Annotated in this window: 12 protein-coding genes; 2 read left to right on the top strand and 10 right to left on the bottom strand. The window is 65.0% G+C overall.

Annotation, left to right across the window (positions count from 1 at the left end; all coding sequences use genetic code 11):
• Nucleotides 1–8: 8 nt before the first annotated feature.
• Together Q1M04_RS08260 and Q1M04_RS08255 are read right to left on the bottom strand one after the other, a co-directional pair.
• Nucleotides 9–884: a branched-chain amino acid ABC transporter permease gene (locus Q1M04_RS08260; RefSeq protein WP_204790635.1), complete on the bottom strand. Its 876-nt coding sequence runs from the start codon at nucleotides 882–884 to the stop codon at nucleotides 9–11.
• A gap of 173 nt (nucleotides 885–1,057) precedes the next feature.
• On the bottom strand, nucleotides 1,058–2,260 hold the full coding sequence (locus Q1M04_RS08255) for an ABC transporter substrate-binding protein (RefSeq protein ID WP_297998645.1): 1,203 nt from the start codon (nucleotides 2,258–2,260) through the stop codon (nucleotides 1,058–1,060).
• A 366-nt stretch (nucleotides 2,261–2,626) separates the two neighbouring features.
• On the opposite strand from Q1M04_RS08255, the gene Q1M04_RS08250 reads away from it, so the two are divergent.
• Nucleotides 2,627–4,288 carry a methyl-accepting chemotaxis protein gene (locus Q1M04_RS08250; RefSeq protein WP_297998647.1) on the top strand — a complete coding sequence of 554 codons (1,662 nt, stop codon included), beginning with the start codon at nucleotides 2,627–2,629 and terminating at the stop codon, nucleotides 4,286–4,288.
• A gap of 46 nt (nucleotides 4,289–4,334) precedes the next feature.
• Here Q1M04_RS08250 and Q1M04_RS08245 read toward each other — a convergent pair whose 3' ends face one another.
• The gene (locus Q1M04_RS08245) at nucleotides 4,335–4,517 is read right to left on the bottom strand and encodes a hypothetical protein (RefSeq protein WP_204790638.1); all 183 of its coding nucleotides are present in this window, start codon (nucleotides 4,515–4,517) and stop codon (nucleotides 4,335–4,337) included.
• Between the two features lie 49 nt (nucleotides 4,518–4,566).
• Here Q1M04_RS08245 and Q1M04_RS08240 point away from each other — a divergent pair, with 49 nt between their 5' ends.
• A complete protein-coding gene (locus Q1M04_RS08240; protein ID WP_297998649.1) occupies nucleotides 4,567–5,010 on the top strand; it encodes a GNAT family N-acetyltransferase in 444 nt (147 codons plus the stop codon).
• A gap of 48 nt (nucleotides 5,011–5,058) precedes the next feature.
• Here the strand turns inward: Q1M04_RS08240 and Q1M04_RS08235 are convergent, their stop codons facing one another.
• The 7 genes from Q1M04_RS08235 to rlmB form a co-directional block, all read right to left on the bottom strand.
• A complete protein-coding gene (locus Q1M04_RS08235; RefSeq protein WP_297998651.1) occupies nucleotides 5,059–6,177 on the bottom strand; it encodes a Coenzyme F420 hydrogenase/dehydrogenase, beta subunit C-terminal domain in 1,119 nt (372 codons plus the stop codon).
• 16 nt (nucleotides 6,178–6,193) lie between these two features.
• Nucleotides 6,194–6,451 carry a hypothetical protein gene (locus tag Q1M04_RS08230; RefSeq protein ID WP_204790641.1) on the bottom strand — a complete coding sequence of 86 codons (258 nt, stop codon included), beginning with the start codon at nucleotides 6,449–6,451 and terminating at the stop codon, nucleotides 6,194–6,196.
• Nucleotides 6,451–7,074, bottom strand: a complete 624-nt coding sequence (locus tag Q1M04_RS08225; RefSeq protein ID WP_293280367.1) for an indolepyruvate oxidoreductase subunit beta — start codon at nucleotides 7,072–7,074, stop codon at nucleotides 6,451–6,453. The genes Q1M04_RS08230 and Q1M04_RS08225 overlap by 1 nt, the downstream gene beginning before the upstream one ends.
• Nucleotides 7,071–8,954 carry a thiamine pyrophosphate-dependent enzyme gene (locus tag Q1M04_RS08220; RefSeq protein WP_297998655.1) on the bottom strand — a complete coding sequence of 628 codons (1,884 nt, stop codon included), beginning with the start codon at nucleotides 8,952–8,954 and terminating at the stop codon, nucleotides 7,071–7,073. The genes Q1M04_RS08225 and Q1M04_RS08220 overlap by 4 nt, the downstream gene beginning before the upstream one ends.
• 137 nt (nucleotides 8,955–9,091) lie before the next feature.
• Nucleotides 9,092–9,937 (bottom strand): HAD-IIB family hydrolase, encoded by an 846-nt coding sequence (locus Q1M04_RS08215; RefSeq protein ID WP_297998657.1) that lies wholly within the window; start codon nucleotides 9,935–9,937, stop codon nucleotides 9,092–9,094.
• 20 nt (nucleotides 9,938–9,957) lie between these two features.
• Complete coding sequence (locus Q1M04_RS08210; RefSeq protein ID WP_297998658.1) at nucleotides 9,958–12,087, bottom strand: hypothetical protein; 2,130 nt, start codon at nucleotides 12,085–12,087, stop codon at nucleotides 9,958–9,960.
• 33 nt (nucleotides 12,088–12,120) lie between these two features.
• Nucleotides 12,121–12,882, bottom strand: coding sequence for a 23S rRNA (guanosine(2251)-2'-O)-methyltransferase RlmB (rlmB, locus tag Q1M04_RS08205; RefSeq protein ID WP_297998660.1), 762 nt, complete (start codon nucleotides 12,880–12,882; stop codon nucleotides 12,121–12,123).
• Between the last annotated feature and the right edge of the window lie 235 nt (nucleotides 12,883–13,117).

Here is a 13,117-nt window from a genome sequence, read left to right as displayed (position 1 = left end):
CCGCCCCCTTACACTTTGTCGGTGACCTTTTCACCGAAGAGGCCCGTGGGCTTCACCACCAGGATGATGATCAGCAGGGCGAAGGTGAAGGCGTCGGAGAAGATGCTCCAGCTGGAGCCCTTGATGACGCTCTCGGAGATGCCGATGATGAAGGCCCCCACCACGGCCCCGGGGATGGAGCCGATGCCCCCGAACACCGCCGCCACGAAGGCCCGGAGCCCCGGCAGCGCGCCGGACAGGGGGACGATGGACTGATAATTGGTGAAATACAGCACGGAGCCCACCGCCGCCAGGAAGGAACCGATGATGAAGGTGACGGAGATAACCGCGTTGATTTTGATGCCCATGAGCTGGGCGGTCTCGAAGTCCTTGGCCACGGCCCGCATGGCCATGCCCACCTTGGTGTGATGAATGAGCTGGGTCAGGGCCAGCACCAGCACCAGCACCAGGACGGGGGTCACCACGGTGACCACCTTGGTGGGCACGCCGGCGATGGTGATGGTGTTGGAGATGCCCGGAATCTCCGGGTACATTTTGGGCAGGCCGCCGGTGACGTAGGTGGCCAGGTTCTGAAGCAGGTAGCTGACGCCGATGGCGGAAATCATGACGCTCATCCGGGGCGCCTCCCGCAGGGGCTTGTAGGCCGCCCGCTCGATGATGAAGCCCAGCAGCACCGTCAGAACCAGCACCAGGGGGATGGACGCCGCCAGGGGCAGGCTGGCGGTGAGGTAGACCATCATCAGGCCCGCCACCATGAACACGTCGCCGTGGGCGAAGTTGATCAGGCGCAGGATGCCGTAGACCATGGTGTAGCCGATGGCGATCAGGGCGTACTGCCCGCCCAGGGACACGCCGGAGAGCAGAATGGAAATGGCGTATTGCACGAGGGAACCCTCCCTTGTCGTTTTGTTGTGGGGAACGCGCGGGGATACGGGACCGTCCCGAAAGAAGCCGCCGCCCGGAAGCCTTTTTCGGGGCGCTCCCGTGAAACGCCGATGCCTGTCGGGGGATTTTCCCCCCCGACAGGCCAACGGATTTAAGCGCGGGTATTCGGTTCTTATTTGACGGTCTGGACGGTTTCCAGGGTCCAGGCCCCGGCTGTGTTGTCCGCCGTTTTGATATAGGCGGTATCCCGGATGGCGTCGCCCACGTCGTCGAAGGCAATCGCGCCGGAGACGCCGGTGTAACTCAGGCTGGGCAGGGCGGCCTTGACGGCGGCCTTGTCGGGAGAACCGGCGGCCTTCAGGGCCTCCAGGGCCACGTAGTAGGCGTCATAGCCCATGGCGGTCACCGCCGCGATGGTGTCGTTTCCTCCGTTGTTGGTCATGGCCGTGGAATCCTCCGCCAGCCAGGCCTTGATGCCCTCGTCAAACTCGGGAGAGCCGCCCTCCTGATAGAAGGTGGAGACGTAGAGTTTCACGCCGGAGCCCTTGGCGGCCTCCAGGACCATGTTGCTGTCCAGGGTGTCGGAGCCCAGGATGGGAGTCTCCAGACCCATGGAGGCGGCCAGCTTCACAATCTGGGTGGAGTAGGCGATGGACACAGGGCAGAAGATAACGTCCGCGCCCTCGGCCACGGCCTGGTTCAGATAGGTGGAGAAGTCGGAGGTATTGGTGGGGAAGGAGGCCTTCACGCACTCGCCGTCAAAGGCCTGCTCGAAGTAGTTCAGAAGGCCCTGGTCGTAGTCGTTGCCCAGCTCGCCCAGAAGGTACGCCTTCTTGGCGGAGAACTTCTCCGTGGCGAAGTTTGCAAGGACGGTGCCCTGGAAGGGGTCCAGGAAGCAGATGCGGAAGTAATAATCATTGCCCGCGGTGACGCCGGGGTTCGTGCAGGTGACGCCGATGGCGGCCAGGCCCGCCTCGCCGAAGATGGGGCCGCCGGCAATGGCGCAGCTGGAGCCGTAGGTGCCCAGCACCAGGCTCACGTCCTGGCTCACCAGCTGAGAGGCGGCGGTGGGCGCCTTGGCGGCGTCGGAGGCGTTGTCGGCGTAGACCAGCTCGACGGTGTAGGTCTCTCCACCGATTTCCACCGTGGGGGTTTCCTTGTTGGCGTACTGCATGCCCAGCATCTCCTGCTTGCCGCCCGCGCCGGAGTCGCCGGTGGCGGGCTCGAAGACGCCGATTTTGACCACCTTGTCCCCGCCGGAGGTCTGGGCATCCCCGGAACCGCCGGAGGGCTGGGTATCCCCGGAACCGCCGCCGCAGGCGGCCAGACTCAGTGTCATGACAAGAGCCAGAAGCATCGCGAAAAACTTTTTCATTCTTTTCATCCTCCTATACAAATAGGACCTTCGTCCTGGTATGCCGATTATTTTACGTCGTTTTCCCTGATTTTGCAAGGTAAATTCTTCACAGAAAGATTTCCCGGATTTCGCCGCCCCCTCCGGGCCGGGCTTTCAAACCGGCGGCCCTTTGTCTCTCTTTGGCGGACATTTTAAAATACCGGGAAATTTTCACCGGAATCACGTCTCCCGTTGGCGGACAACCGTTTTCGTGATTTTGCTGAACAGGCCGGTTCCTGGAAGATTTTTCGCAAGCAACTTTTCGGTTCCTGTTGCATTATGATGGAAGTATGATATAATGAAGCCATTGCTCAATTCAAAACCGAGTGGGAGGATACATAGTTTATGAACATGAAAAAAAGCATTAAGAAAACCGTGTGGACCCGTGCCATCGCCGCCGTGGCCTCCATCCTGCTGTTCAGCTTTGTGACCACAGCCAACATTCTGCGCATTCAAAGCGTCCAGGACTCCAACACCCAGGCCGCCGAGCTGCTCCAGCGGGCCCAGGGAGCGGAGACCGCCCACTATAAATGGGCCAGCAACCTCAGCAACGCCCTTTACGCCGGGGCCGAGTTCACCGGAAGCACCGACCCCACCGCCTGCACCTTGGGCCAGTGGATTTACGGGAGCGAGGAAATCAGCGACCCCGCCATTTCGTCCCTGCGCAGCGAGCTGGAGCCCCTGCATAAGGAAATTCACGAGTCCGCCACCCATGTGCTGAGCCTGCTGAAAACCAGCCCCGCCCAGGCCCAGAACTACTACCAGGAAACCATCCTGTCCAACATCACCACCCTGGTGGGCAAGCTGGACAAGATCGTGGAAATGGAAACCACCGCCAACAACGACGGCTTGGCCCGCATGCACACCATGATTCTCCAGATGCAGCTGGTGTGCTTCCTCTGCCTGGTTTTGGCGCTGTTCTGCCTCATCAGCCTGGTCACCTACGTGGGCAAGCATGTGGTAAAGCCCATCCTCCTGATTACCGACCGGGCCCGTCCCCTCCAGGCGGGCCGCCTGGACCTGCAAATGGACTACCAGTCTGAAAACGAGCTGGGCGAGCTGGCCAAAACCCTGGAGGACTCCGTGGGCCTCATCCACAGCTATGTGGAGGACATCAACCGCATCATGGGCCAGCTGTCCCAGGGGAACTTCGATGTGGCCACCTCCACGCCTTATATCGGCGATTTCCAGTCCATTGAGTCGTCCCTGAACAGCTTTACCTCCACCATCTCCGACACCCTGGGCAGCATCATTCACACCCAGGGCCGGGTTTCCAGCAACGCCGGCCAGCTCTCCAGCGGCGCGCAGGCCCTGGCCCAGGGCGCCACGGAGCAGGCCAGCGCCGTGGAAGAGCTCTACGCCACCCTGGACGATTTGTCCAAGGGCGCAACGCGAAACGTCCAGTCCGCCGCCACCGCCCTGGAAAGCGCCCGCCTCACCGGCGAGCAGGTGACCCTCAGCGGCCAGCAGATGGAGCAGATGGTCTCCGCCATGAGCGACATCACCAAGTCCTCCCAGGAAATCGGGCGCATCATCGCCACCATCGAGGACATCGCCTTCCAGACGAACATCCTGGCCTTGAACGCCGCCGTGGAGGCCGCCCGGGCGGGCTCCGCCGGCAAGGGCTTCGCCGTGGTAGCCGACGAGGTGCGCTCCCTGGCCACCCGGTCCGACGAGGCCGCCAAGGCCACCAAGGACCTCATTGACAACTCCGTCCAGGCCACGGAGCAGGGCAGCCGCATTGTGGGCCAGGTTTCCGAGTCCCTGAAAAAGACCCTGGATCTGGTCATGCAGTCCAATACCACCATCAACACCATCGCCGAGGCCATCCAGGCGGAATCCGCCTCCATCGCCCAAGTCACCGAGGGCATCGGCCAGATTTCCGCCGTGGTCCAGACGAACTCCGCCAGCAGCGAGGAGTCCGCCGCCGTCAGCTCGGAGCTCTTCGAGGAGGTCCACAAGCTGGAGGACGAGACGCAGAAATTCCATCTCAAGAAGGGCCGCTGAAAACCGCGGGCAAAGCCGCCTGGGTCAAAACCCAGGCGGCTTTTTCTCACTCCATCAGCCCGGCCCGCCGCATCTGGGCCGTCTTGGACTGGAGGCGGGCAAAGGAGGTCACGCTGCCGTCCTCCTCCAAAAGCGCCTTGGCCTCCGGGGACAGGGTCTGGAAAAACTCATAGGCCGAGGGGTCCTGGTCTAAAAGGTCCTCCAGGCTCAAATATTCCGCGCCATACATCCTAAATCACCTCCGGGCTTAGAATGCCCGGTTTCACCGGGAGGTTTTCATGGAATTTCGCACAATTTCTGACAGCAAGCGGGCCTTCCTCCCGCTGCTGCTTCTGGGGGACGAGCAGGAGGCCATGGTAAACCGCTATCTGGACCGGGGGACCCTATGGGCCCTGTACGACGGCGGGCTCCGGGCCGTCTGTGTGGTGACGGAGGAAGGGGCCGGGGATTTTGAAATCAAAAACCTCGCCGTGGCCCCGGAGAGCCAGAGGCAGGGCTACGGGCGGGCCATGGTGGAGCATGTGGTCCGGCAGTGCCGGGAACGGGGGAAGCGTCTTCTCGTGGGCACCGGGGACAGTCCGCTGACCCTGCCGTTTTACGAGGCCTGCGGCTTTCGGGAGTGCGGCCGGATCGAGGGCTTTTTTGTGGAAAACTACGACCACCCGATCTATGAGGCGGGGCGGCGGCTGACGGATATGGTGCTTCTGGACATGGAGCTGTGAAAAGAGGCGCGCCCCCGCGGGGGCGCGCCTCTTTTCACGTTTTTATGTTTACAGGTCCTGGAACATTTCCCGGCTGGGATTCAGATACCCCAGGCCGTCCGGCTTTCCGGTGAGCTCCCGGAGGTTCTTGACCGCCGTGCGCTTTTTTCCAAGAGACGCTTTTTTGAGCTTCTCCAGGCCGCCCTCCATGGCGTCCTTGAACTCCAGCACACCCTTCTCCCGGGCCAGGGCCAGAAGCTGCCGCCCCTTCTCCGAGCGGACAATGATCTGGTTCCAGCCCTTGTCCACGTCCCAGCCGCCGGCGCTCCGGGCGCCGCCGATGGAGAGGTCCGCGAACTCCGCCGTCATGTCGGCGCAGTAACGGCAGCCGGAGCGGACCAGGGGCGTCACCTCGTCCAGGTTGACGGAGACGGTTTGGCCGTCCTCCCGGAGCTCCAGGGAGTGGTACTTGCTGGGGGGAATGTCCATGTGGGAGACCTTGGCCGGGTCGGCGTGTTTGGCCGCCAGGGCGTTCAGACCGTCCCAGTCCAGGCCCCAGCCGCAGAAGAGGCCGAACACCATGCCGATGTTCCCGGCGTGGTTGTCGTTTTCCGGAAGGGGATTGGCCTTCATTTTATAGACCGCCAAGGTCTTGCAGGGGGTGCCCACCACGCCGATGCTGTGGAACCGGTCCTCTTTCAGCGCCTTGTTCAGCACCGCCAGGGTGGGCGGCACCTGGAAGCTGGAGCCGGAACAGGCCCGGACCTCCTCCGCCGTAATGGCCAGCACGCCCTCGGGGTTCAGGCCCCCCTGGGAGCGGGTCAGGGCCGCGGCGTCGATGAAGCCCTCCTTCAGGGCCAGCTCCACCAGGGCGGTCATGCTGCCGCCGTGCTGGGCCTTGGAACGGATGGATTCGTCGGCGGCCCGGGTCAGGTACAGCCCCAGGAAGGGGCCGATCTCCGGGAGGATGGTGTCCTCGGGGAAAAAATGCTTCCGCAGGGCGTCCAGATCGGTGGGCATCCGGGGGCAGAAGCGCTGGCAGCGGCCGTCGGCCCGCTCGCAGTCGAAGAAGCAGACGGTCCGCCCGTCCACGCTGCCCCAGTAGGGGCAAAGGCCCTGGCAGGCCCCGCAGCCGGTGCACAGGCCCGGACGGAGGACCTGGGTGTCTAACGCAATCGTACTTAACATGTTTCCCACTCCTCCTTTACACCAGCACCTGGGAGAAGCCGAAGAGGTCCAAAACGATCTCCTCCGCGCCCTCCGGCACATAATCGGCCAGTGTGTGCTTCATGCCGCACAGGTGCTCCTGATAGAGGCAGCGCCAGCCCGGCTTCTGCTGTTCCACAAAGCGGTTCTCATAGAGCAGCGGCGTCAGGGCGGAAAAGCGGGTGTCCCGGGGCAGCTCCAGCGTCAGGGGAGCCTTGCCCTGGGGGTGGCGGAACACGACGCGAATGGTCTCCATCACACCGCGCCCCCTTTCTTCGCGGCCTCCCGGCCCATGGCGAAGGCTTTCCGGTTCAGCTCCAGCACCTTTCCTTTAAACCGCTGGGCCAGAATCTTCTCCAGGTCCTCTCCGCTCAGCGGGGCGGCGGAGAGCTGGCTGAAGGCCCCCAGCAGCGCGATGTTGGCGGCCCGGGAGTCCCCGGCCTCCATGGCGATGTCCGCCGCCGGAATGGCCAGGGCCACGCTGGAAAGCTGTTCAATTTCCGCCTGGAGCTCCTCCAGGGGCGGGTAGGTCTGAACGCCCTGGAGAACGCCCAGGGGATAGACGGGCCGGGGATCGTAGACGGTAACGGTGTCCGCCCCGGCGTACTTCCGGGCGATGCGGAGCGTCTCCAAGGGCTCGAAGCCGATGATGATGTGGGCCTCTCCGGCGGGGATCAGCACGCTGGGGTCCCATTTTTCGGAAACCCGGACATGGCTCATGACGGAGCCGCCCCGCTGGCTGGCGCCGTAGGTCTCCCCCACGGCCACCCGGCAGCCCCGGTCGCACATGGCGGTGCCCAGAGTCTCGGCGGCCAGCACGTTGCCCTGCCCGCCGATGCCGCAGACCACGATGTTCAAGGGATCGTATTTCAGCTTCATGCTTCTTCCCCCCTATCCACTTTGATGGCCCCGGAGGGGCACAGCTTGGCGCACACGCCGCACCCCACGCAGGTGACGGGGTCGATGAGCGCCTTGTTTTTCTTGAAGTCCCAGGTGTTGCCGGGGCAGCCCCAGACCCGGGAGCAGTACTTGTCGCAGCCGCAGCCGTCCCCGATGCACACGTCCTGGTCCACGTAGACCCGGACGGGCTTCTTGCTCCGCTCCTTGGTCATGAGGGTGGCGCAGGGCTGGCGCATGATAAGGACATTCATCCCCGGCTGGTCCAGCATCCGGCGGAGGGTCTTCTCCGCCTCCACCACCTCGAAGGGGTCCGCCACTTCTACGTTGCAGCCCACGGCACCCAGAATCTTGGGGATGTCCATGGGCTTCACCTGGTCCCCCATGGCAGTGAGGCCCGTGCCCGGGTGGGGCTGGAAGCCGGTCATGGCCGTGGCGGAGTTGTCCAGGACAATCAAAAGCATATTGGCGTTGTGATAGGTGGCGTTCACCAGGCCGGGGAGGATGGTGTGGAAGAAGGTGGAGTCGCCGCACATGGTGACCACCTTCTGGTCCAGGCCGTAGTTGGTCAGCTGGCCCAGCCCCTCGGCCACGCTGACGCCGGAGCCCATGCAGTTGCAGGTCTGCCAGGCGTACTGCCCGGCGGACTGGCCCGCCATGAAGTAGCAGCCGATGTCGCCCACCACCACGCCGGGGTGCTTCTCCTGCCGCATGGCCCGTTTCAAAAGGTAGAAGGTGGCCCGGTGGGGACAGCCCGCGCAGAAGCTCATCTCCCGGACGGGAAGCTCCAGCTCGCCTGTTGCCTTCTTTTCCGGCAGGGCCGCGCCGGTGAGGCGGCAGATGGCGGCGGTAACCACGTCCGGGTCCAGCTCGCCCACGGCGGGCAGGGCGTTGTCCCGGCCCAGGAACCGGATGCTTAGGCCCTCCCGGCCCGCCAGGGCCTGGACCGCCCGCTCCAGGAAGGGGTCTACCTCTTCCAGGATCAAAACCTCCTCCGCAGCGCGGAGATAGGGCAATATGTAGTTCTCCGGCAGGGGCCACAGGGTTCCCAGGGCCATGAAGCCGGTCTCCCGGTCCATACCCAGGCGGCGGAGGGCCTCCTGGCCGTAGAGCCGCCCGGTGCCCCCGGCGATGACGAGCTTTTTCGGGGCCTCCGGGCCCTCGTAGTGGTTGCAGGGGCTGTCCTCAAAAAGGCCCCGGAGCTTTTCCAGCTTCTGGAGGGCGGGGCCGTGCATGTAGGAGACGCAGACCATCCGGTCCCACTCCTTCACCCGCTCCAGGGGCCGGAGCTTCTCCGGCAGGGGGCCCAGGGTCACGTTGCCCCGGCCGTGGCAGACCCGGGTGGTGACCCGAATCAGCACGATCTGCCCCACCTTTTCGCTGAGGTCGAAGGCGTAGGGGATCATGTCCTTGGCCTCCTGCATGGTGGTGGGCTCCAGCAGGGGGATGCCCGCCGACATGGCCTGCCAGCGGGAGTCAAATTCATTGGTGGAGGAGTGGGCGCTGGGGTCGTCGCTGGAGACGATCACAAGCCCCCCCTTCACCCCGGCCTGGGCGGCGCAGTGGAGCGCGTCCGCCACGCACAAAAGGCCGTTCTGCTTCACCACGCACAAAGCCCGCCCGCCTGCCAGGGACGCGCCGGTACAGGCCTGCAAGGCGCAGACCTCGTTGGTGGACCACTCCGCGTAAAAGCCCCGCTCCCGGGCAATTTTGCCCAGCATTCCCAGCACCTGGGAGGAGGGAGAGCCGGGGTAGGAGGCGGCGAAGTGAATTCCGGCCTCCACCGCGCCCCGCACAATGGCCTCGTTGCCCTGCATCAGGCAGATCTGGCCGGGGACGCCTCCCGTCATTGTCCATTCCATGCTGTTTGTGTCACCCTCTCTTAAAATCGTTTCGTCGCGTTTGCTTACTACGCCGTTTATTGTAGCACGCTCACGGGAAATTGCAAGGGGCGGAGACAGAAAAAACCCGGCGGAGGACCCGCCGGGCTTGCCGTATTTCAGGAGTACTTTTTATCCAGTATCGCAATCACGTCCGCGATGGCCCCCTCCCGGGCGCCGCAGACCACCGTGGCCCCGGACTCCCGGACGGCGGGGGAGGCGTTGGCGGGGGCGAAGCCCCCGGCGGCGGCCTGAAGCATGGAGAGGTCGTTGGCCTCGTCCCCGGCGCAGTAGACGTGTTCCATAGAGATTCCAAGCCGGGCGGCCAGGCGGCGGACCATGCCGCCCTTGCTGGCCCCCTTGATGGTCATTTCCAGCAGGTGGGAGACGGAGAAAATCAGCTCATAGTCCTCCGCCCACCCCTGCGCCGTGAAGAAGGCCAGAACCTCCGCCAGCGTCTCGTGGTCCGCCTCGAAGAGGAGCTTCCCCAGGGGCAGGGGCACCTCCGGCAGGGAGGGGGCCTCGGTGAGCTCCGCGTGGGTCATGTGCTCGTGCTGGCGGGAAATGGCGTTGGGGTGGACCACATGGATGATATTGTCGATGTGGTACGCCTCCACGGCCACGCCGGGGAAGCGATCCAGCGCCGCCTGGCCCCGCTGCCGGGCGGCCTCGTCCAGCATGGCGGTTTCCAGGTACTCGCCTTTCTCAAAATCATAAATGGCCGCGCCGTTGCACACCACGCCGGGGGCGTTCATGGGAACGTCTCCCGCGTGGCGGAGAAAGGCGGGAAGGGCCCGGCCCGTGGCGATGGCGAAGCGTCCCCCCTGGGCCATGAAATAGGCCAGGGCCTCACGGTTCCGCTCCGGCAGGGGGGGCACCGGCCCGCCGGTGCGCAGGGCGTCCTCGGTGTATAAAAGCGTGTTGTCAAAGTCGCTGGCCAGCAGCACGCCGTCAAATTTACCCATAAATTCCACTCCTTGACAGTTTAATAGCGCCCCGTCCAGTCCGCCATCAGCAGCACCGGCAGGGTCCAAAGCAGCAGGAAGACCTCCAGCGCCAGGGGGTTCAGCAGCTCATAGGCCCCCAGGCTTGTGAGGTAGAAGGTCAGCAGAGTCCCCGCCCAGCTGCCAAGCAGCGAAATGGCCGCCGCCCGGCGGACCGCCTTGCAGAGCCGGAGGCTTCCCGCCACCGTTTCCGCGTAGGGCAGCAACCCCTCCCGGAACAGCAGGGCCCGGGGCAGGTCCCGGTCCTTCTCCGCCTCGCTGAGGGCGATGCGCTCCGAAAGGCTGGGGTATTCCATGTGCGCCCCCCGGCTGAACTTCCGCTTGATGAGGGAGGGGGTGATGTTGGGGTCCCGGGAGGCCAGGATGGGCTGGATGCGGCTGCGCTGCATCAGCTTCATGGCGAAGTCCACGTTCTCCGAGGGGCTGTACTTCACGGCGAAGACCGCTATGAGCTCCTTGTCCACCGCCAGGAACACGCCGGTTTTCAGGTTCACGTCCGCGGGCAGCCGGATATTCATTTTCCGCATGAAGGAGATGCCGCCCATCAGCACGGACTCGCCCTTGATGGTTCCGGACCAGCCGCCCTCCTCGTAGAAGCTGAAATCGTCCACCTTCTCATAGCGGCCCCCCTCGCTGCGGACCAGGTTGTTGAAGAGGCGCTCCAGGCCGGACCCGGCGGCCCGGGCCATGGAGGCCGCCAGGGAGACGGCCTGCTCCTGTGTCTCGGCGAAGAGCTTCCGCCCGTTGAGCTGGACGGCGCCGGGGGGGAAGAGGTCCAAGTCGGTAACAATCATCCGCCGCCGGGCGCTGATCTTCTGGGCCCCGGACCAGCCGGCCACGGCGCAGCCGGTCCTCTGGAGGTGCTCCGACAGCTTGGACCACGGCAGGGCCCAGCACAGGGGCAGGGAAAAGGTGGCCGCCGCCGGGAGGATGGCGGAGAGGTTCAAAAGAAAGTCCCCGCCCCGCTCCTGTCCCGCGGAGCTCAGGCCTGCGAAGACCAGGGCCGCCGCCAAAAAGGCGGGCAGCAGCGCCGTCTGCCAGAGGGTGGCGGCGTCGCTCCGGGCGGCGGTGGTGAAGAAGCCGGGGACGGAGCCCCGCTGCTTGCAGGCCCCCTGGGAGGTGGCGGCCACCAGATAGGGCGGGTCCTCGTCCAGGGAGGCGGCCCGGAGCATGTCGTAATTCCCCTTGCTCTCCCGGCGGACGCCCCACTGGGCGAACACCAGCCCCAGGCAGCTGACGGAGGCGTAGGGCATGGCTCCGCCGGTCCGCCCGCCCAAAAGCCGGGCGGCGCAGTCCAGCCCCGAAACCAGGACGGAGAGGGACACCAGCAGCTCCGCCACGCACCGGCGGCGCAGCAGCATGCCGAAGCCCTTGAGAAACACATGGCGGCACAGCAGTGCCGTCAGCCCCAGGCAGACGAGCAAAACCACGCACTGGACCTCCCGGTCCCCGGACCAGTAGGGCACCTTCACCTGATACCGCTCCAAAAGCAGGAACAGCGTGGGGGGCAGGGCCGTGACCAGGGGCAGGACCACCGTGTGCTTCCGGCGGATGTAGAGCTGGCGGGCGTCGTGGGCCGCCTCCCAGAGGGTGGGCTCGGGGCCGATGGGCTCCGGGTCGGGTTCCGGCTCCGGTTCCGGCGGCGGGGGGAGAGACTCCGTCTCCTCCAGGGGCTTCCGGGAGAACAGGCCCCGTTTCGGGGGCAGAATGGGCTCCCGGGCCTCCTCCATCACCGCGTCCACGGTGCTGCCCACCACGTCCTCCAGGGAGATGGGCTTGGGGTGGGGGATATTCAGCCGGGCCACGTCCGCCGCCGCCGCCCGCTCGGCCTCCTGGAGGGGGTCCGGGGCGGGAGGAGCGGAAGGGGGCTCCGGCGGCGGGGAAGGCGGCGCTTCCTCCTCCGGCGGGGGCTCGGGAACGGGCGGCGTTTCCGGCTCCTGGGCCGGAGCGGGCTCCGCCGGGGCGGCGGGCGGCTCAGGATCAGCGGGGGCTTCGGTCTCCCGAAGCAGGTGGTGCTCCAGGCTGCCGCCGTACTCCGCCAGAATCTCTTCCAGGGAGTAATCGTCCTCCGGGGCGGGGACAGGGATGTTCTTGTCGTCCTTCGGGGTCATGGGGGTCCCTCCTTTGGAAGGGGTTGGGAATGTTTAAAGTCTTTGGCGGACAGCCTCGTAAAGCAATATGGCCGCGGCGGCGGAGGCGTTCAGAGAGGAGAGCTTTCCCCGCATGGGGATGCTGACCAGGAAATCGCAGCGCTCGGCGACCAGGCGGCCCATGCCGCTGCCCTCGCTACCGATGACGATGGCGGCGGGGCCCTTCAAATCCGCGTCGTAAAGGGCCGTGGCCCCGTCCGCCGCCGTGCCGAAGACCCAGACGCCCCGCTTTTTCAAGTCGTCCAGAAGGGCGGGAAGGTTGGGCACCCGGGCCACGGGCACATGGGCCACCGCTCCGGCGGAGGTCTTGGCCACCACCGCCGTGAGCCCCGCGCTGCGGCGCTTGGGGATAATGACGCCGTGGGCCCCGGCGCACTCCGCCGTGCGGATAACGGCCCCCAGGTTGTGGGGGTCCGAGAGCTCGTCGCAGACCACCAGCAGGGGGGCCTCCCCCTTGTCTGCCGCCGCCTGGAGAATGTCCTCCACGCTGGCGTACTCCCGGACGGAGCTGAGGGCAATGACCCCCTGGTGGGCGTGGGTGCGGCTCATGGCGTCCAGCTTCCGCTTGTCCGCCTCCACCACCACGGCCCCGGCGGAGCGGGCCTTGGAGGCGATATGGCCCAGGGTTTTGTCCGTTTCGCTCTTCTGGAGGTAGATTTTATCAATGGCCGTCCCGGCCCGGAGGGCCTCGATAACGGCGTTGCGGCCTTCGATGATCCCGTCGGCCTCGGGAGCGGGGGGTCTGCGCTCTTCCATAAAGATTCCTTCCCGGCCGGGGACCCGGCCTGAAAATTTTGTCGATACGCTCTTAGTATACCATAGCCGGAGAGGATAATAAAGCGGGAATTTACAGAAACTTCATGAAGCTGATGTAGTAAGTTAAATGCAGAAAAGGTTTTTCAACCTTTTTCTGCATTATTTTTTTACCCAAACGGGGGCAGAAACGGGTGAAAGGGGTGATTTAGGTGAGGACTTTGACGCTGGACGACCG

The sequence above is a fragment of the uncultured Oscillibacter sp. genome, from assembly GCF_950073225.1.
GTDB lineage: Bacteria > Bacillota > Clostridia > Oscillospirales > Oscillospiraceae > Oscillibacter.
This window is presented reverse-complemented; position numbering and strand designations above follow the sequence as displayed.